Source organism: Streptomyces sp. NBC_01276 (genome assembly GCF_041435355.1).
Classification (GTDB): Bacteria; Actinomycetota; Actinomycetes; order Streptomycetales; family Streptomycetaceae; genus Streptomyces.
In genome coordinates this window covers 4409509-4426459 of sequence record NZ_CP108442.1, presented here as the reverse complement: position 1 = coordinate 4426459, position 16951 = coordinate 4409509, and the positions used below count along the sequence as shown (strand labels likewise).

Genomic DNA, 16951 nt, shown 5'->3' with positions numbered 1-16951 from the left:
CCGCCGCGGGGGAGGTCACTGCCATGATGATCAGGCTGCGTGGCGGGGGCCGCGGGGCCGGGGCAGGCAATACGTGTCGGGTGGAGATATGCAACGCGGTGGTGGACCGGGCGAGGGTACGGACGGCCTGGACCCGCAGCGCGCCCGTGACGCCCGAGCCCGTCGCGGCAAGCACCGGCGCCGAGGCGCCGAGGCGGCCGATCCCGTACCTGGTCCCACCCGGACGCCGGACGGCGGGGACGGCCTCCCCAAGGGCCGCGGCATGGGAGTGACGTACAAGTACTTCGGCGCCCCGGACGGCGCCACGGCCGCGCGGGTGCCCCAGACGATGCGGCCCGAGGAACTGGGCGGCGACGAGCTCGGCATGGGCGGCATGTTCACCAAGATCAAGCCGGAGACGGTCGCCGCGATGGTCCTGACCGGCATCGAGGGCATACCTCTGCACAAGGTGCCCCCGCTGGAGCTGGTCGTCCTGCACCCCGACTACGCCGTGGTCAAGCTCCCGATGACGGTGGTCGACCCGCTGCGCGGCGTCGGCGAGGAGTCGGTCGGCGCGGCCGCCTTCATCTGGTCGACCGTCCCGGACCGGGGCGGCCCCCGGGACGCCTTCAACGTCTACCAGCTGCTGCACGAGTGGCAGGACTTCTCCCACCGCCTCCACGAGGCCGGCCACCAGCCGTACTGCCTCGTCTGGCCCTGACCGACGCCGCCCCGCCGCGGTCGCGCGGCGGGGCGGCGTCGGCGCGGCGGGGCGGGGCCGCGGGGCGGGGCGGGGCGGCGGCGGTGCGGCTGGTCAGCGGGCGGCGGCGGCCGTGTGCAGTGCCTCCGCCATCGGTGACGTGCCCTCCGTGACGTAGCTGCGGATCGAGGCCAGGTAGGCGTCCCGGCCGACGCGCCCGTGGCCGCCGGCGGCCTCGTCCAGCGCGTCGAACGCCGGACCGGCGTTGTCGGCCGGATTGCCCAGCGCCTCGCGCAGCCGCGTGAACTCCGCCCGGTCCAGCGCCCCGTCGCCGTCCGCGTCGGCGAGGTCGAACAGCGAGCCGAGCGCCTGCCGGCAGACCTCGTCGAAGGCCTCGGCGCCCGCCCAGGCCGCGTACTCCTCGAAGGTCACCGCCCCGTCGCCGTCCGCGTCCATCGATGCGAACACCCGCTCGTGGGCGGTGCGGGCGACCGCGACCCGCGGGTCGTCGCCGCCGCGGCCCATCGCCGACGCGGCCCGCTCGGGGCGGGACAGGTACTCGTGACGGGAGATCACGCCGTCCCCGTCCACATCGAGCATGGTGAAGATGTGGCGCTTTGCCATGAGGGAGGTCGCCGTGTCCATGAAGATTCCTTTCGCGTACTTCGGACTGGCCCGCTACCCCTCCCCTCACCCCCTCACCCGCTCCGCGCGCCCCACGCGCCCCCTCTCACCTCTTTCCGCCCCCCGGCCCACGGGGCAGAGTGGCCGCATGGAGACACGCGTACGGCTGGAGCCCTGGGGCGAGGACGACTTCTGGCTGCTGTCGCGGTGCAACTCGGCGGAGATGACCGCGCACCTCGGCGGGCCCGAGTCCGAGGAGAAGCTCATCGCCCGGCAGCGCCGCTACGAGGCCCTGAGCGCGCGGGAGCCGGCCGCCGGGCGGATGTTCCGGGTGGTGCTCGGCACCGAGAGCGTCGGGTCGATCGGCTTCTGGGAGCGGGAGTGGCGCGGCGAGCCGGTGTACGAGACCGGCTGGGCGGTGCTCCCGGAGTTCCAGGGCCGCGGCCTGGCCGCGGTCGCCCTCGCCGAACTCGTCGCGCACGTCCGCGCCCACGGCTCCCGCCGCGCCCTGCACGCCTTCCCGGGCACCGACCACCCGGCGTCCAACGCCGTCTGCCGCCGGGCGGGCTTCGGGTGCCTGGGCCGGGTCGACTTCGAGTACCCCCCGGGCACCCCGCACCCGAGCAACGACTGGCACCTGCCCCTCACCCCCTGACCCCGCCCTCCCCGCCGACGTCCGGGCCGCGAGGGCCGGGCCGCGCAGGCCGGGCCGGAGCCCCGCGGCGGCCGGCCCTCCAGGCCGCCAGACCCTCCAGCCGTCAGACCGTCAGGCCGTCAGGCCGTCAGACCGTCAGGCCGTCAGGCCGTCAGACCGTCAGGCCGTCAGGCCGTCAGGCCGTCAGGCCGTCAGGCCGTCAGGCCGTCAGGCGACCGTGAGGACCAGTCGGCCGCGCGTGCCCGGGGTGCCGAGGGCGGCGTGCGCCTTCGCGGCGTCCGAGAGGTCGAAGGTGTCCGCGACCCGGAGCGTCAGCTCCCCCGCGTCGACCAGCGCGACCAGCCGCCCCAGGTGCTCGCCGTCGGGGGCGACCTCCTGCTCCTCGACCCGGATCCCCCGCTCCGCGGCCGGCCCGCCGTGGGGGCGGAGCCCGACGTAGACCCCTCCGTCACGGACGAAGGCCAGCGCGGCCTCCCCCAGGACGGCCGCGTCCAGGACCCCGTCGACCGGGGCGGCCGGCGCCCCGCCGCGCTCCACGAAGGCGCTCGCGCCGAGCGACCGTACGAAGGCCTCGTCCTCCGCGCCCGCCAGGGCGGTCACCACCAGTCCGGCCCGGACGGCCAGCTGGACCGCGAGCCCTCCGACCACCCCGGCCGCGCCGGTGATCAGCACGGACGCGCCGGGGGCCAGTCCGAGCAGGTCCACCGCGCGGGCGGCCGTCAGCCCGCTCAGCGGCAGCGCCGCCGCGGCCGCGTCGTCCGCCGTCCCGGGGGCCGGAGCCAGCGCCGAGGCGTCGAGCACCACGTACTCGGCGTGCGTGCCGAGCGGCTTCACCGGGCCGTAGTGCAGGCCCACCACCCGGCGGCCCACCGTCCAGCCGTCCACCTCCGGGCCGACCTCGTCGATCTCGCCCGCCACGTCCCAGCCGAACCCGAGCCGCTGCCCGGCCCCGCCGAAGACCCCCACGCGGACCGCTCCGTCGACCGGGTTCACCCCGGCCGCCCGGACCCGGATCCGGACCTGGCCGGCTTCCGGGCGCGGCACCGGCACCCGCTCCACCCGCACCTGCTCCGGGCCGCCGAAGGCGTCGACGACCGCTGCCCGCATGGTGTGCGTCTGCTCGCTCATTCTCTTTCTCCCCTGTGTGTTTTCGGCTCGGGTTCGCCGGGCGGTTCCGCCCTTCCCGATGACCACTAACTTAGGGAGAGGTACTCTCTTTTCGTAAGTACGTACTTCGGAGTGCGTACCCGACCCGGAAGTGGGTAACCATGGCCACCCGCACCGCCGCCGCCCGCCGCGACGAGGCCCGCGCCGCCTACGACGCCTTCGTCAAGGAGTGCCCCACCAGCCAGCTCCTGGCCCGTATCAGCGACAAGTGGGTCGGCCTCATCCTCAGCGCCCTCGGCCAGGCCGAGACCGGCTCCATGCGCTACAGCGACCTCGGCCGCAAGATCCCCGGCGTCAGCCAGAAGATGCTCACCCAGACCCTCCGTTCCCTCGAACGCGACGGCCTCGTCAGCCGCACCGTCACCCCCACCGTCCCCGTCCGCGTCGACTACGCCCTCACCGAACTCGGCGGCAGCCTCGGCTGTCTCCTCTCCTCCGTGAAGCGCTGGGCGGAGAACCACTTCGACGACGTCAGCGCCCACCGCGACGCCTACGACGGAGCCCTCGCGACCACGTAATTCGGCCGCGCCACCCGGCCCCCCGATGGCATGCTGGGATCGTGAACGGTCCCGGCATTCAGCTCACCCTCGCCCCCGAACTGCGCCTCTTCGTCCCGCCCAGCCGGCGCGCGGATCGCGTACCGACCGCCACCGACGGCGCCTCCAGCATCGGCCACGTCGTCGAATCCGCGGGCGTCCCCCTCACCGAGGTCGGCCGCCTCCTCGTCGACGGCCACGAGGTGCCCGTCTCCTACGTGCCCCAAGCGGGCCAGTCCGTCGAGGTGTTCGGCGTGGACCGCCCGCAGCGGCTCCCCGAAGCCCCGCTGCGTTTCCTCCTCGACGTCCACCTCGGCACCCTCGCCCGTCGTCTGCGCCTGCTCGGCGTCGACGCCGCCTACGAGAACGAGGACATCGGCGACCCCGCGCTCGCCACCCGCTCCGCCGCCGAACGCCGCGTCCTGCTCTCCCGCGACCGCGGCCTGCTGCGCCGCCGCGAGATCTTCGCCGGCGCCTACGTCTACAGCGACAACCCGGACGACCAACTCCGCGACGTCCTCGGCCGGTTCGCCCCCGACCTCGCCCCCTGGACCCGCTGCACGGCCTGCAACGGCCCCCTGCACGAGGCCGACAAGGACAGCGTGGGCGACCGTCTGGAGCACGGCACGCAGCGCTCGTACGACGTCTTCGCGCAGTGCACCGACTGCGAGCGCGTCTACTGGCGCGGCGCCCACCACGCCCGGCTGGAACGGATCGTCAGCGAGGCCATGGCCGAATTCGGCGGCGCCGCAGCCTGACCCCCACCCCCCGGAGGGTCCCGTCCGGCAGACTCTCCGGCCATGACCGCAGCCGAGAACACCTCGCACGTCATGGACCCCGCCACCGCCGCGACCGACCCCGGGTCCGCCGCCACCGCGGACCCCCGGACCGTCGTCGACGTCGTGGTCGTCGGCGCAGGACCCACCGGACTCCTGCTCGCCGGCGACCTCGCCGCCACCGGACTCTCCGTCACCCTCGTGGAGCGGCGCCCCCGCACCGCCGCCAACCTCACCCGCGCCTTCGCCGTGCACGCCCGCACCCTCGAACTGCTCGACGCCCGCGGACTCGCCGACCCGCTCGTCACCACCGGCCGCCGGATCGACCGCATACGCCCCTTCGGTGGCATGCCCCTCTCCCTCCAACGCCTGCGCTCGCGCTACCCGTTCGCGCTCGTCACCCCTCAATATGAGACAGAGAAACTCCTGGAGCGCCGCGCGTTGTCCACAGGGGTGGACATCCAGTACGACAGTCGGGTCATCGGCCTGCATCAGGACCGCGACACCGTCACCCTCGACCTCCACCCCACCACCCCGGACACCCGGGACACCCGGGACACCCGGGAGACCCCGAGCACCTCCCCGGGCACCTCGGACACCCCGAACTCCGCAGGCACCTCGACGGGCACCCCCGGCGCCGCCCCCACCCGCCGGATCCACGCCCGCCACGTCGTCGGCGCCGACGGCGTCCGCTCCACCGTCCGCGAGGCCCTCGGCCTCCCCTTTCCCGGCCGCGCCGTCGTCCGCTCCATGATCCTGGCCGACGTCCGCCTCACCGACCCGCCCGAAGACGCCCTCGCCGTCAACGGCGCCGCCGACGCCTTCGGCTTCCTCGTCCCCTTCGGCGACGGCTGGTACCGCGCCATCGGCTGGCGCCGCGACGCCGACGCCCCGGACACCGCCCCCGTCGGCCTCGACGAACTCCGGGACATCCTGCGCGACGCCCTCGGCACCGACCACGGCATGCACGACCCCCGCTGGATGTCCCGCTTCCACAGCGACGAACGTCAGGTCCCCCACTACCGCGTCGGCCGCGTCTTCCTCGCCGGGGACGCCGCCCACGTCCACTCCCCCGCCGGCGGCCTCGGCATGAACACCGGCCTCCAGGACGCCGCCAACCTCTCCTGGAAACTCGCCGCCGTCCTCCACGGCCGGGCCCCCGACCCCGAAGCCCTCCTCGACAGCTACCACCGCGAGCGCCACCCCGTCGGCCGCCTCGTCCTGCGCGTCAGCGGCACCATCGTCCGCGCCGCCATGGCCGCCACCCCGGCCCACCGCACCGCCCGCGCCCTCGGCGCCGCCCTCCTCGCCCACATCGGCCCCGCCCGGGAACGCGCCCTCGGCATCGTCTCCGGCATCGGCATCGCCTACCCGCCCCCGCCGGGCACCCGCCGCCCCACCCCCGCCGGCCGGCGCGCCCCCGACCTCGCCCTCGCCCACGGAGAGCGCCTCTACGAGGCCCTGCGCACCGGCGGCTTCGTCCTCGTCACCCCGCCCGGCACCGCCACCCCGCCCGGAACCCCCCTCGCCCACCGCCGCTGGGCCTCCGGGACGCGCACCGCGTGCGTCCTCGTACGCCCCGACGGGTACGTCGCCTGGAGCGCCCCGCGGCCCACCGACGCCGAGCTCACCGCGGCCGTCGCCGCCTGGCTGCTGCCCCGCCCCCTGCCGGGACCCGGCGGCCCCCGGGTCCCCCAAGGCCCCCAGGCCCCTCAAGGCCCTCAAGGCCCTCAAGGCCCTCAAGGCCCTCAAGGCCCTCAGAAGGCGTAACCGTCGCCCGTGTCCAGGGCCAGCACCACGAGCTCGTTGTTGCCGCGGTTGCGGTCGGTCGCCCCGCCGTTCCACCACGTGTCGATGCGCACCACCACCTCGGCCGGCCGCTCCCGCAGCCCCAGCGACAGCCCGATGTGCCGCCCCCTGCCGTGCTCCGGCAGCTCACCCGTCTCGCAGACCACCTCGCGCTGCCCCGCCCGCGCGCACCCCTCGGCCAGCTCCTGCCGGTCCGCGAGGTCCACCGACAGCCGCACCCGCACCGTCGCGTTCGGCACCCCGGACGGCCCCTCGTTCTGCGGCACCATCCACACCTTCAGCCGGCCATGGGCCAGGGACACCCGCCCGTGGTAGGCCACGTCGGCCTCCGGCCCGGCCCACGCACCCGCGGGCCCGGCCCCGCCCAGCACCAGCAAGCCCGCCACCACCACACTCCGTACGGCACCACGGCGCACCGCCACCACCTCCTCGCGCGGACGCTAACCAGCCCACCCACCCACCGGTCGGACCATCACACGAACGAGGGCGAGCCCTCACCCATTCGCCTGCGTAGGCTTCCGGCCATGCTCATCGCACGCTCCGCCGCCCTCTTCGCCCTCGCCGCCGTCCTGGAGATCGGAGGCGCCTGGCTGGTCTGGCAGGGGGTGCGCGAACACAAGGGCTGGGCCTGGATCGGCGCCGGCGTCATCGCCCTCGGCCTGTACGGATTCGTCGCCACCCTCCAGCCCCAAGGCGATTTCGCCCGCGTGCTGGCCGCCTACGGCGGCGTCTTCGTCGCCGGATCCCTCCTCTGGGGCGTCGTCGCCGACGGCTACCGCCCCGACCGCTGGGACGTCACCGGCGCCCTCGTCTGCCTCGCCGGGATGGCCGTGATCATGTACGCGCCGCGCCGCTGACCCGGCCTATGCTGGCGAGGATTCGCCCGTACGAACGAACGACCCCGCGGACGAACGTCCCCACGATCGAACGAGGAGCCCGCTCATGAGCACGCGCACGGCCACCCGAACCGCCGTAGTCACCGGCGCGAGCAGCGGAATCGGCGCGGCCACCGCCCGGCAGCTCGCCGCGGCCGGCTACCACGTCGTCCTCACCGCCCGCCGCAAGGACCGCATCGAGACCCTCGCCGGCGACCTGACCGACGCGGGCTACGAGGCCACCGCCCACGCCCTCGACGTCACCGATCGCACCGCCGTCGACGCCTTCGCCGCCTCCCTCGACCGCTGCGACGTCCTGGTCAACAACGCCGGCGGCGCCATCGGCGCCGAGTCCGTCGCCACCGGCGACCCGGCCGACTGGCGCACGATGTACGAGGTCAACGTCATCGGCACCCTCAACGTCACCCAGGCCCTCCTGCCCGCCCTCACCGCGAGCGGCGACGGCACGGTGGTCGTCCTGTCCTCCACCGCCGGCCACTCCACCTACGAGGGCGGCGCCGGCTACGTCGCCGCCAAGAACGGCGCCCGCGTCCTCGCGGAGACCCTCCGCCTGGAGATCGTCGGCCAGCCCGTCCGCGTCATCGAGATCGCCCCCGGGATGGTCAAGACGGAGGAGTTCGCCAAGACCCGCTTCCGCGGCGACGCGACCAAGGCCGAGAAGGTCTACGAGGGCGTCGCCGAGCCCCTCTCCGCCGACGACGTCGCCGACACCGTCACCTGGGCGGTCACCCGCCCCAGCCACGTCAACATCGACCTCCTGGTGGTCCGCCCCCGCGCCCAGGCCTCCAACACCAAGGTCCACCGCGAGCTGTAGCCCTACGGCACCAGTCCGGCCGCCTTCAGCTGCGGCATGAGGGCCGCCGGTTTCAGCCCGGCGGCCTTCGCCGCGTCCAGGGCCCGCCGCAGGTCCGCCGCCAGCGTCGGCGTGAAGTGCAGCAGCACGATGTCGCCGGCCTCCAGCCGCGGCGTCGGCGGGGTCTGGCTCCAGGTGGTGAAGTCGTACGTCCACGTCACCAGCGCCTTCACCCCGCACGCCTTCGCCGCCGCCCGCACGGCGTCGTCGACCGCCCCGTACGGCGGCCGCAGCAGCCTGGGTTCCTTCCCCCCGAAGGCCGCCGCCAGCCGCTCCCCGGCCCCGCACACCTCGGCGTCCTTCCCGGCGGCGTCGAGGGTCGTCAGGTCGGGGTGGTTGACGGTGTGGTTCTCCACCGTCGCCCGGCCCTGCCCGGTGAGCTCCGTGAAGTACCCGGTGTCGTACGCGGTCGCGCCCGGCAGCAGGAACAACGACACCGGCACCCGCTTCTCCAGCAGGATCCGGGCGGCCTCCGGGTCGTGGTTCCAGCCGTCGTCGATGGTGATGAAGACGACCTCGTCCCGGGTCGGCACGTGCGACACCACGGGCGGCAGCCCCACCCCGGCCTGCGCCGACCCGGCGGCCCCGAGGGCGAGCGACAACGACGCGAGCGCGGCGGGAAGCGCGCGGGATCTCCACATGCGGCACACCTTGGTCTAGACCAACTCTGCCAGTCAACCCCCTTGCCGGACAGGAGAGTTGGGCCCGGCGCATCCACCAAGCCCGTATGGGTGAATCCATACGAATTGTCGGCGGACACCGCTACGCTCCGAAAGCGTGGTTCGCGAAAAGGAGGAAGCCATTGGCCGTGATACGGCACGAGACCACGATCGCGGAGGCCGCCGATCGACTCTCCAGGGAGCTTCCCGGGCACCGAGTGGAGATTCTCCAGGGGAGGCTCATCGCGACACCACCACCCGCCGACGGACGTCACGCACGCACACCGACCCGGCTCGTCGTGGCGTTCCACGAGGCCGGGGCGATGAAAGCGGGGCTGGAATTCCTCCAGGGCATCGGCATCTGGCTGCCCTCGCCCTCGTCACCGAGGACTTCCTGGACTTCAAGGGGCGGAACAACTGCTACTCGCCCGAGGTGTTCCGCCTCATCGTCGAGGTGACCTCGTCGAACTGGTCGGACGACCTCGGCTCCAAGGTCGACTGCTACGCCCAGGCCGACGTCCCGTTCTACGTCATCGCCGACCGCCGCCACGACGAGGTCGTCGCCTGCCGCGAACCGCGCAACGGCACCTACCGCCACCGGTCCGGGCCCCCGCGTTCCGACCTCAGCCCTTGACGCAGATGACCTGCTTCAGCTTCGCCACGACCTTGACGAGGTCGCTCTGCTGGTCGATGACCTGCTCGATCGACTTGTAGGCGGCCGGGATCTCGTCCACCACACCTGCGTCCTTGCGGCACTCCACGCCCTGCGTCTGCTCCGCCAGGTCCCGCGCCGAGAAGCGCTTCTTCGCCGCGGTGCGGCTCATCTTGCGGCCCGCTCCGTGCGAGGCGGAGTTGAAGGACTTCTCGTTGCCGAGGCCCTTCACGATGTACGAGCCGGTTCCCATCGAGCCCGGGATGATCCCGTACTCACCGCTGCCGGCGCGGATCGCGCCCTTCCGCGTGACGAGCAGGTCCATGCTGTCGTACCGCTCCTCCGCCACGTAGTTGTGGTGGCAGCTGATCTCCTGCTCGAAGGAGACCTTGGCCTTGCGGAACTCCCTGCGCACGACCTCCTTGAACAGGCTCATCATGGCCGCGCGGTTGAACTTCGCGTACTCCTGAGCCCAGAAGAGGTCGTTGCGGTACGCCTCCATCTCCGGGGTCGCGGCGAGGAACACCGCCAGGTCCCGGTCGACCAGTCCCTGGTTGTGGGCCAGTCCCCGAGCGACGCCGATGTGGTGTGCGGCGAGCTCGTTGCCGATGTTCCGGGATCCGGAGTGCAGCATCAGCCAGACCGAACCTGACTCATCGAGACAGAACTCGATGAAGTGATTTCCGGATCCGAGCGTTCCAATCTGCTTTGTGGCGCGTTCCTGACGGAATTTGATCGCGTCCGTGAGGTGGTCGAAGCGCTTCCAGAGGTCCTCGTACCCCTGCACCGGGAACCCGTACAGCCGCCCCGGGTCCACCGCCTCCCTGTGCATCCCCGCCCCCACCGGGATCGCCTGCTCGATGCGGGAGCGGAGCTTCGAGAGGTCGCCCGGGAGGTCGTTCGCCGTGAGGGAGGTCTTCACCGCCGACATGCCGCAGCCGATGTCGACGCCCACCGCCGCCGGGCAGACCGCGTCCTTCATGGCGATGACCGAGCCGACCGTGGCGCCCTTGCCGTAGTGGACGTCCGGCATCACCGCCAGGCCCTTGATCCAGGGCAGGCCCGCCGTGTTCTGCAACTGCCGCATGGCGCTGTCCTCGACCGACGCCGGATCGGTCCACATCCGGATCGGGACGTTCGTCCCGGACACCTCTACATACGACATATGACGTCAATCCCCCGGAAACCACAGAAAGTCACAGAAAGCTCGGAATACGCAAAAAGCCTCGCTCATCGCCCCAAAGCAGTCAGGGAACCGGCGCCGGCACCAGCGTGTGCGATAGACATTGTGTCCATCCGTGTCCGAGTCGCGGCAACGGATTTTCCCGAGGGGACCAAGGGAGCCAGTGGACGTGGAGCGCAAGGCGGTACGCCGACGGGTCCTGCCCGGTATCGCGATGATCACCGCACTCGCGGCCGGCGTGACCGGTCTCGCCGGATGCACCGACGGCAACGGCATCGGGGGCACCAGCGACCAGAAGGGCGGCGGGAGCACCGCCGCGCCCGCCCAGCCCGGCAAGTACCGCAGCCTGCCGCAGCCCTGCAAGGCCGCCGACGCCAAGCGCCTCAAGGCCATGCTCCCGGCCGCCGACTCGCTCACCACCCAGCAGCGCGAGCAGCTCTACGCCGGAACCGCGGAGCCCTCCTTCGACGGCGACCGGCACGTCGGCTGCCGCTGGAACGCGCAGGCGCCCGAGGGCACCATGCTGCTGTCGGTCACGTTCGAGCGCGTGGTCTCGTACGACCGTGCCGCCGCGAGCGACGACGACAAGGCGCACACGGTGTTCGTACGCCGCCTCACGGACGCGCACCTGCCCTTCCCCGGCATCACGGGCTCCCCCTCCCCGAGCACCGCCCCGGGCGCCACCCCCGGTGGCGCCCCCGGCACCGCCCCCGGCACCGCCGAGACCCCCGCCCAGCCTTCCGCTTCCCCCTCCGCCCTCCCCTCCTCCGCTTCCGCCCCCGCCTCCGCCTCCGCTTCACCCTCCGCCCCGGCCTCCCCCAGCACCGCTCCCGAGCTCGGCTCGCGCGTTCTGGAAGGGCTCGGCAACGAGGCGTACCTGGACGACAAGCTGAGCCCGGCCGGGGCGAGCGCCGCCCAGTCGCGCACCGTGCGGATTGTGTTCCGCACCTCCAACGTCCTCGTCACCGTCGAGTACAGCGTGCAGCCGTCCGGACCCGGCACGATCCCCTCAAGTGCGGAAACGCAGGACAAGGCGCGCCAGTTGGCACAGGCCCTGGCCGAGCGTTTCAACGAGTGAGGCCCCCGCCCCGCGAGGGCGTGCGGGGCCGTCGTGACGGCGCGCACAGCAGCCGGGCGCCCGGTCGGGCTACCGTTGCCCGGGTCCCGCGCCCGTAAGAAGTCCCCAACGTCTGAAGGAACCATGCACCGATCAGCCTCGCGTCTCACCCGTGTTCTCGCCTGCGCAGCCGTCGTCCCGGTGATCCTCACCGCCGCCGGGTGCTCGTCCGACTCGGAGAAGTCCTCGGGCTCGGAATCCGGCAAGAAGTCCTCGGCCTCCTCGTCCGCCAAGCCGAACTCGAAGGCCCCGGCCGCCCTGGAGAAGGTGGCGTTCGCGAAGCTGCCCGACCCCTGCAAGGCGATCACGTCGAAGACCATAGATTCGGTCGTTCCGGAGGCGAAGGAGAAGAACGGTACGGCCGCGAAGTCGAACGACCTCGCCAACCGGGCCAGCTGCTCCTGGAACGGCCTGCAGACGGACGGCGTGAAGGGCTCGCAGTACCGCTGGCTCTCCGTCTCCCTGGTCCGCTACGACTCGCACGCCACGCTCGGCGGCGGCGACAAGCGCGCCGAGGAGCAGTACAACAAGCAGATCGAGCTGGCGAAGACCGTCGAGGGCGCGCACGACGTCAAGGTGGAGCAGGCCGGCGGGATCGGCGACCAGGGTTCCTCGGTCGCGTACGGGGTGAAGAAGGACGTCGACTTCCTCAACACCACCCTCGTGGTCCGCACCCACAACGTGGTCGTCACGCTCGACTACAACGGCGCCGCCTACGAGGGCGCCGGCGCCCCCGACCAGGCGAAGCTGCTCCAGGACGCCGTCGCGGCGGCCCGTGACGCGGTGAACGCGGTCGACTCCGCCAACAAGGGCGACGCCGCTCCCGAGCAGGCCCCGTCCGGTTCCGCTTCGCCTTCCGGTTCGGCTTCGCCGTCGGGTTCCGCTTCCCCGCAGCAGTAGGCGACGGGCGGTAAGGGGCCCTAGGGAACGGGTGACGCGCAGTCACCCGTACGCTGTGCCTGCCGTAGCTCGACAAGGGGAGGTCGCGGGTGGCCGCGATGCAGCTGACTCGTACGCACCGGATACTCATCGGTGTCGTGGTCGCCGGTGCCGTGGTCATCGCGGGCATCGGTTTCGCGGGATCGTACGCCGCGGTGCGCGCTCTGGCGTTGCAGAAGGGCTTCGGCAACTTCTCGCTGGTGTTCCCGATCGGCATCGACATGGGCATCTGCGTGCTGCTGGCACTGGACCTGCTGCTGACGTGGATCCGCATTCCGTTCCCCCTGCTGCGCCAGACGGCGTGGCTGCTGACGGCGGCGACGATCGCGTTCAACGGCGCGGCGGCCTGGCCGGACCCGCTGGGCGTGGGCATGCACGCCGTGATCCCGATCCTGTTCGTGGTCACGGTCGAGGCGGCCCGGCACGCCGTGGGCCGGATCGCGGATATCACCGCGGACCGGCACATGGAGGGCGTCCGCATCACCCGCTGGCTGCTCTCGCCCGTCCCCACCTTCAAGCTGTGGCGCCGGATGAAGCTGTGGGAGCTGCGCTCCTACGAGCAGGCGGTCGGCATGGAGCAGGACCGGCTGATCTACCAGGCGCGGCTGCAGGCCCGGTACGGGCGGGCGTGGCGGCGCAAGGCGCCGGTGGAGGCGCTGATGCCGCTGCGGCTGGCCCGGATCGGCGTGCCCTTGTCCCAGACGGCCCCGGAGGGGCTGGTGGCGGCGGGCATCGAGCCGGTGCTGCTGCCCCCGGCGGGCCCGGCGGCCCCGGCCCTGGAGGCGGCGTCCCCGGAGACCGCGGCCCTGGAGGCGGCGGCCCTGGAGAGCGCGCCCCGCGAGGCCGCGGCCGGCTCGAAGGCCGCGGAGGTGCTGGTTCCGCAGCAGGCGGGTCCGGCGTCCGCGTCGGGCGCGGGCCCGTCGGCGGTTCCCCCCGTCACGCACGCCCCGCCGGCGTTCGCGGTGGATCCCACCGCGATGCCGGCGGCGCACGACAGTGCCTGGTTCGCGGCGCCGCTGGCCCCGCAGGCGGCGTACGAGGGCGGATACAACCCGCAGTACGTGGAGGGCCTGGAGCCGACCCCGGTCATGCCGCCGTCCGGCCCGGAGGAGCTGCTGGAGCAGGAGCCGCCCCGGAAGCCGTCGCAGCAGCTGCTGCCGGACGAGGAGGTCGACGACTCCGGGGCCGACCTCGACGAGGTGAAGTTCACGGAGGCGGCGTACGAGGTCTTCCGGACGTACATCGAGGAGAACGGCAAGGTCCCGAGCCCCGAGCAGGTCGACATATACCTCTCGGACCGGCACGGTATCGCGCACCCGCGCAGTTTCAGCACGATCAGCCGGCTGATGCCGGACCTGAAGCAGCGCTACCAGCGCGACCTGGAGAACGAGCACATCGCCTGATCGTCCGGGCACGCGGAAGGGCCCCGCACCCCCGAGGGGGTGCGGGGCCCTTCCGTACGGCCGGTACGCCGCCGGGTGACTCAGACGGCGAGCAGCTTGCGCACCCGGTCCGCGCCGACGGCGAGGAGCAGGGTGGGCAGGCGCGGTCCGGTCTCCCGGGTCACCAGGAGGCGGTAGAGCAGGGCGAAGAACTCGCGCTGGGCGACCTTGAGTTCGGGCGTCGGCTTGGCGTCGGGCTCCAGCCCGGCCAGCACCTTGGGCACGCCGTACACGAGGGTGGTGAGCCCGTCGAGGGACCAGTGCGAGTCGAGGCCCTCCAGGAGGAGGCGCAGCTGCTCGCGGCCGTTCTCGTCGAGGGAGGACAGCAGCTCGGTGTCGGCGTCCTCGCGGACGAGGGTGCGCTGGTCGGCCGGGACCTGGCTGGTGATCCAGTTCTCGGCGCGGTCCAGGCGCGGGCGGACCTCGTCGAGGGAGGTCAGCGGCTGCGTCGGGTCCAGGTCGGTCAGGATGCGCAGGGTCTGCTCGTCGTGCCCGGCGGTGATGTCGACGACCGACGCGAGGGTGCGGTACGGCAGCGGGCGCGGGGTGCGGGGCAGCTCGTGGGAGGCGACGCGGACGGCGCGGGCGTGCGCGGCGGCGTCGGCCGGCAGCACGGTGCCGTCGGCGACCTTGCCCTCCAGCTTGTCCCACTCGTCGTACAGCCGCTGGATCTCCTGGTCGAAGGCGATCTTGAAGGACTGGTTGGGGCGGCGGCGCGCGTACAGCCAGCGCAGCAGCTGCGGCTCCATGATCTTCAGCGCGTCGGCCGGGGTGGGGACCCCGCCCTTGCTGGAGGACATCTTGGCCATGCCGCTGATGCCGACGAAGGCGTACATCGGGCCGATCGGCTGCTCGCCGCCGAAGATGTGCACGATCTGGCCGCCGACCTGGAAGGACGAGCCGGGCGAGGAGTGGTCGACGCCCGAGGGCTCGAAGATCACGCCCTCGTGGGCCCAGCGCATGGGCCAGTCGACCTTCCAGACCAGCTTGCCGCGGTTGAACTCGCTCAGCTTGACGGTCTCGGTGAACTCGTCCTCGGTGCAGACGTAGGTGAGCTCGGTGCTCTCGTCGTCGTAGGCGGTGACCTTGGTGAAGTCCTTGCCGCACTCGCCGCAGTAGGGCTTGTACGGGAAGTAGCCGCCCCCGTCGCTGCTGCCGTCGTCCTCGGCGGCGGCGCCGGAGCCCTCGGCGGCCTCCAGCTCGGCCTCGTCGACCTGCTTCTGCTGGGGCTTCTTGCCGCCCGGCTTCTGCTTGGTGCGGTACTGGTCGAGGACGGCGTCGATGTCGCCGCGGTGCTTCATCGCGAACAGGACCTGCTCGCGGTACGCGCCGGAGGTGTACTGCTCGGTCTGGCTGATCGGGTCGTACTCGACGCCCATCTCGGCCAGGGCCTCGACGAAGGCCGCCTTGAAGTGCTCGGCCCAGTTCGGGTACGCGGAGCCGGCCGGGGCGGGCACGGAGGTCAGCGGCTTGCCGATGTGCTGGGCCCAGGACTCGTCGATGCCGGGGACGCCGGCCGGGACCTTGCGGTAGCGGTCGTAGTCGTCCCAGGAGATGAGGTGGCGGACCTCGATGCCCCGGCGGCGGATCTCGTCCGCGACCAGGTGCGGGGTCATGACCTCACGGAGGTTGCCCAGGTGGATCGGGCCGGAGGGGGAGAGTCCGGACGCGACGACGACGGTTTTGCCGGGTGCTCGGCGCTCCGCCTCAGCGATGACCTCGTCCGCGAAACGGGAGACCCAGTCGGTCTCGGTGCTGCTCTGAGCCACGACACGTCCTTCTATCTCGAAATGCTGGCTGCCGCCATTCTCCCAGACGGAAGCGGGCCCTCCGAGGTTGCCTGCGCGGCGCGGACCGGTGGGGCCGGCCGCCGGGTGGCGGCCGGCCCGTGCCGTGTCAGCTGTTCTGGTAGTTCTCGAAGTGCGCGTGGGTCAGCCGGTGCTCGGTGCCGTCGCGCGTCATGCCGATGGTCCACTGGCGGCCGTCGGCGTCCTGGACCTGGCAGTTCTTCCCGTAGGCCACGGTGCGCGCCGTGTAGAGGTCGATCGCCGCGTCGCACGCCGCCAGGAGGGTCTGCAGGTACTCCAGCGGGGTGTAGCGCCGGACGTTGGCGAAGAAGACCGCGGTCTGTTCCTTGCGGGAGCGCTGGTACTCCAGGAAGTGGCGTACGGCGCTGTCGCCCTGGTCGCTGAAGTAGCAGGCCCGCCCGCGCGGTGTGGTGAACCGTCGCCCCTGCGCCATGCGCGCGGCGATCTCTTCCGCGGTGGGCCCGTCGGGCACCTGCTGCCGCTGTGCCTGCTGGGGGGCGGCGGGCGCGGTCCGCCCGGTCTGCCGCTGTACGGGTACGGGTGCGGGCCCTTCGTCGTCGGAGTCCTCCCAGCGGTTGGTCCTCGGCTCCTCGGTGTCGGCGTCCTCCATCGAGGAGGAGGACGTGGCGGCGGCCACGGCCGGCCGCCGGGCGGCGGCCGCGACGGCCCGTACCGCCTCGGCGATCTCCAGGACGGCGGCGAGGACGGCCCTGCCGCCGACCCGGTCGGCGAGGACCATCCGTCCGCCCCGCCGCAGGCCGTGCAGCCGGCTCGCGTCCATGTGCTCCGGGCCGCCGGTCCCCACCGACACGGCGAGCGGGACGTGGAGGGTCGGGTCCACGCCGAGGACGACCGTTTCCACCATCCGTCCGTCGGAGGTCTCGTAGTACGTCCGCAGGTTCTCGTCCGACAGGTTCACGTAGGTGCCGCCCGACGACATCTCCGTCATGTCCCCACCCTTCGACCGGACCGTCAAATCGGGCGGAGCCTATCCGGCGGGTGGGGGCTTTGCCGGGCAAACCGGGAAAGATACGCCGTCATCTCCCCCCTCCCCCTCTCCTCCGCCTCCCCGCCGGGACCGGCCGTCGCCGCGGACAAATCCCGGGATGTGGACAGGTGCACCGTGGGATACTCGACGGGCATCAACCGACTCACA

The 16951-nt window shown here is 72.7% G+C and carries 18 protein-coding genes; 11 read left to right on the top strand and 7 right to left on the bottom strand.

Annotated elements, in window-relative coordinates:
* Nucleotides 1-88: 88 nt before the first annotated feature.
* The gene (locus OG295_RS19840; RefSeq protein WP_371678070.1) at nt 89-700 is read left to right on the top strand and encodes a hypothetical protein; all 612 of its coding nucleotides are present in this window, start codon (nt 89-91) and stop codon (nt 698-700) included.
* Nucleotides 701-793: 93 nt separating this feature from the next.
* Here OG295_RS19840 and OG295_RS19835 read toward each other — a convergent pair whose 3' ends face one another.
* Nucleotides 794-1324, bottom strand: a complete 531-nt coding sequence (locus OG295_RS19835; RefSeq protein WP_371678069.1) for an EF-hand domain-containing protein — start codon at nt 1322-1324, stop codon at nt 794-796.
* Nucleotides 1325-1451: 127 nt separating this feature from the next.
* On the opposite strand from OG295_RS19835, the gene OG295_RS19830 reads away from it, so the two are divergent.
* On the top strand, nt 1452-1958 hold the full coding sequence (locus tag OG295_RS19830) for a GNAT family N-acetyltransferase (protein ID WP_371678068.1): 507 nt from the start codon (nt 1452-1454) through the stop codon (nt 1956-1958).
* A gap of 207 nt (nt 1959-2165) precedes the next feature.
* Here the strand turns inward: OG295_RS19830 and OG295_RS19825 are convergent, their stop codons facing one another.
* Nucleotides 2166-3065, bottom strand: coding sequence for an NADP-dependent oxidoreductase (locus OG295_RS19825; RefSeq protein ID WP_371681238.1), 900 nt, complete (start codon nt 3063-3065; stop codon nt 2166-2168).
* A gap of 161 nt (nt 3066-3226) precedes the next feature.
* Between OG295_RS19825 and OG295_RS19820 the strand changes: the two genes are divergently transcribed.
* From OG295_RS19820 to OG295_RS19810, 3 genes are read left to right on the top strand one after another with little or no spacing between them, the layout of a single operon-like run.
* Nucleotides 3227-3643, top strand: a complete 417-nt coding sequence (locus OG295_RS19820; protein WP_371678067.1) for a winged helix-turn-helix transcriptional regulator — start codon at nt 3227-3229, stop codon at nt 3641-3643.
* Nucleotides 3644-3684: 41 nt separating this feature from the next.
* Nucleotides 3685-4419, top strand: a complete 735-nt coding sequence (locus OG295_RS19815) for a Mut7-C RNAse domain-containing protein (protein WP_371678066.1) — start codon at nt 3685-3687, stop codon at nt 4417-4419.
* Nucleotides 4420-4461: 42 nt separating this feature from the next.
* On the top strand, nt 4462-6207 hold the full coding sequence (locus OG295_RS19810; protein WP_371678065.1) for an FAD-dependent monooxygenase: 1746 nt from the start codon (nt 4462-4464) through the stop codon (nt 6205-6207).
* Here OG295_RS19810 and OG295_RS19805 read toward each other — a convergent pair.
* Nucleotides 6195-6632 carry a hypothetical protein gene (locus tag OG295_RS19805; protein WP_371678064.1) on the bottom strand — a complete coding sequence of 146 codons (438 nt, stop codon included), beginning with the start codon at nt 6630-6632 and terminating at the stop codon, nt 6195-6197. The genes OG295_RS19810 and OG295_RS19805 overlap by 13 nt on opposite strands.
* Before the next feature lie 138 nt (nt 6633-6770).
* On the opposite strand from OG295_RS19805, the gene OG295_RS19800 reads away from it, so the two are divergent.
* Together OG295_RS19800 and OG295_RS19795 are read left to right on the top strand one after the other, a co-directional pair.
* Nucleotides 6771-7103, top strand: a complete 333-nt coding sequence (locus OG295_RS19800; RefSeq protein WP_356213868.1) for a YnfA family protein — start codon at nt 6771-6773, stop codon at nt 7101-7103.
* Nucleotides 7104-7188: 85 nt separating this feature from the next.
* Nucleotides 7189-7956 (top strand): SDR family NAD(P)-dependent oxidoreductase, encoded by a 768-nt coding sequence (locus tag OG295_RS19795; RefSeq protein ID WP_371678063.1) that lies wholly within the window; start codon nt 7189-7191, stop codon nt 7954-7956.
* Between the two features lie 2 nt (nt 7957-7958).
* Here the strand turns inward: OG295_RS19795 and OG295_RS19790 are convergent, their stop codons facing one another.
* Nucleotides 7959-8636: a polysaccharide deacetylase family protein gene (locus OG295_RS19790; protein ID WP_371678062.1), complete on the bottom strand. Its 678-nt coding sequence runs from the start codon at nt 8634-8636 to the stop codon at nt 7959-7961.
* A 136-nt stretch (nt 8637-8772) separates the two neighbouring features.
* On the opposite strand from OG295_RS19790, the gene OG295_RS19785 reads away from it, so the two are divergent.
* Nucleotides 8773-9288, top strand: coding sequence for a Uma2 family endonuclease (locus tag OG295_RS19785; protein ID WP_371678061.1), 516 nt, complete (start codon nt 8773-8775; stop codon nt 9286-9288).
* Here OG295_RS19785 and OG295_RS19780 read toward each other — a convergent pair.
* Complete coding sequence (locus OG295_RS19780; RefSeq protein ID WP_371678060.1) at nt 9278-10471, bottom strand: RtcB family protein; 1194 nt, start codon at nt 10469-10471, stop codon at nt 9278-9280. The genes OG295_RS19785 and OG295_RS19780 overlap by 11 nt on opposite strands.
* A 187-nt stretch (nt 10472-10658) precedes the next feature.
* Here OG295_RS19780 and OG295_RS19775 point away from each other — a divergent pair, with 187 nt between their 5' ends.
* The 3 genes from OG295_RS19775 (at nt 10659) to OG295_RS19765 (ending at nt 13948) form a co-directional block, all read left to right on the top strand.
* Nucleotides 10659-11567: a DUF3558 domain-containing protein gene (locus tag OG295_RS19775; RefSeq protein ID WP_371678059.1), complete on the top strand. Its 909-nt coding sequence runs from the start codon at nt 10659-10661 to the stop codon at nt 11565-11567.
* Nucleotides 11568-11690: 123 nt separating this feature from the next.
* Nucleotides 11691-12506 carry a DUF3558 family protein gene (locus tag OG295_RS19770; protein ID WP_371678058.1) on the top strand — a complete coding sequence of 272 codons (816 nt, stop codon included), beginning with the start codon at nt 11691-11693 and terminating at the stop codon, nt 12504-12506.
* A 98-nt stretch (nt 12507-12604) separates the two neighbouring features.
* The gene (locus OG295_RS19765) at nt 12605-13948 is read left to right on the top strand and encodes a DUF2637 domain-containing protein (RefSeq protein WP_371678057.1); all 1344 of its coding nucleotides are present in this window, start codon (nt 12605-12607) and stop codon (nt 13946-13948) included.
* An 80-nt stretch (nt 13949-14028) separates the two neighbouring features.
* Here the strand turns inward: OG295_RS19765 and lysS are convergent, their stop codons facing one another.
* Nucleotides 14029-15756 carry a lysine--tRNA ligase gene (gene lysS, locus OG295_RS19760; protein WP_371678056.1) on the bottom strand — a complete coding sequence of 576 codons (1728 nt, stop codon included), beginning with the start codon at nt 15754-15756 and terminating at the stop codon, nt 14029-14031.
* 127 nt (nt 15757-15883) lie between these two features.
* Entirely contained in the window at nt 15884-16744 is an 861-nt protein-coding gene (locus tag OG295_RS19755; protein ID WP_371678055.1) for a hypothetical protein, read from the bottom strand.
* Nucleotides 16745-16951: the final 207 nt, after the last annotated feature.

What these genes read in the sequence shown, in the direction of transcription:
- OG295_RS19840 (WP_371678070.1), top strand. Translation starts at nt 89, where the DNA reads ATGCAACGCGGTGGTGGACCGGGCGAGGGTACGGACGGCCTGGACCCG.
- OG295_RS19835 (WP_371678069.1), bottom strand. Translation starts at nt 1,324, where the DNA reads ATGGACACGGCGACCTCCCTCATGGCAAAGCGCCACATCTTCACCATG.
- OG295_RS19830 (WP_371678068.1), top strand. Translation starts at nt 1,452, where the DNA reads ATGGAGACACGCGTACGGCTGGAGCCCTGGGGCGAGGACGACTTCTGG.
- OG295_RS19825 (WP_371681238.1), bottom strand. Translation starts at nt 3,065, where the DNA reads ATGCGGGCAGCGGTCGTCGACGCCTTCGGCGGCCCGGAGCAGGTGCGG.
- OG295_RS19820 (WP_371678067.1), top strand. Translation starts at nt 3,227, where the DNA reads ATGGCCACCCGCACCGCCGCCGCCCGCCGCGACGAGGCCCGCGCCGCC.
- OG295_RS19810 (WP_371678065.1), top strand. Translation starts at nt 4,462, where the DNA reads ATGACCGCAGCCGAGAACACCTCGCACGTCATGGACCCCGCCACCGCC.
- OG295_RS19800 (WP_356213868.1), top strand. Translation starts at nt 6,771, where the DNA reads ATGCTCATCGCACGCTCCGCCGCCCTCTTCGCCCTCGCCGCCGTCCTG.
- OG295_RS19795 (WP_371678063.1), top strand. Translation starts at nt 7,189, where the DNA reads ATGAGCACGCGCACGGCCACCCGAACCGCCGTAGTCACCGGCGCGAGC.
- OG295_RS19790 (WP_371678062.1), bottom strand. Translation starts at nt 8,636, where the DNA reads ATGTGGAGATCCCGCGCGCTTCCCGCCGCGCTCGCGTCGTTGTCGCTC.
- OG295_RS19780 (WP_371678060.1), bottom strand. Translation starts at nt 10,471, where the DNA reads ATGTCGTATGTAGAGGTGTCCGGGACGAACGTCCCGATCCGGATGTGG.
- OG295_RS19770 (WP_371678058.1), top strand. Translation starts at nt 11,691, where the DNA reads ATGCACCGATCAGCCTCGCGTCTCACCCGTGTTCTCGCCTGCGCAGCC.
- OG295_RS19765 (WP_371678057.1), top strand. Translation starts at nt 12,605, where the DNA reads ATGCAGCTGACTCGTACGCACCGGATACTCATCGGTGTCGTGGTCGCC.
- OG295_RS19755 (WP_371678055.1), bottom strand. Translation starts at nt 16,744, where the DNA reads ATGACGGAGATGTCGTCGGGCGGCACCTACGTGAACCTGTCGGACGAG.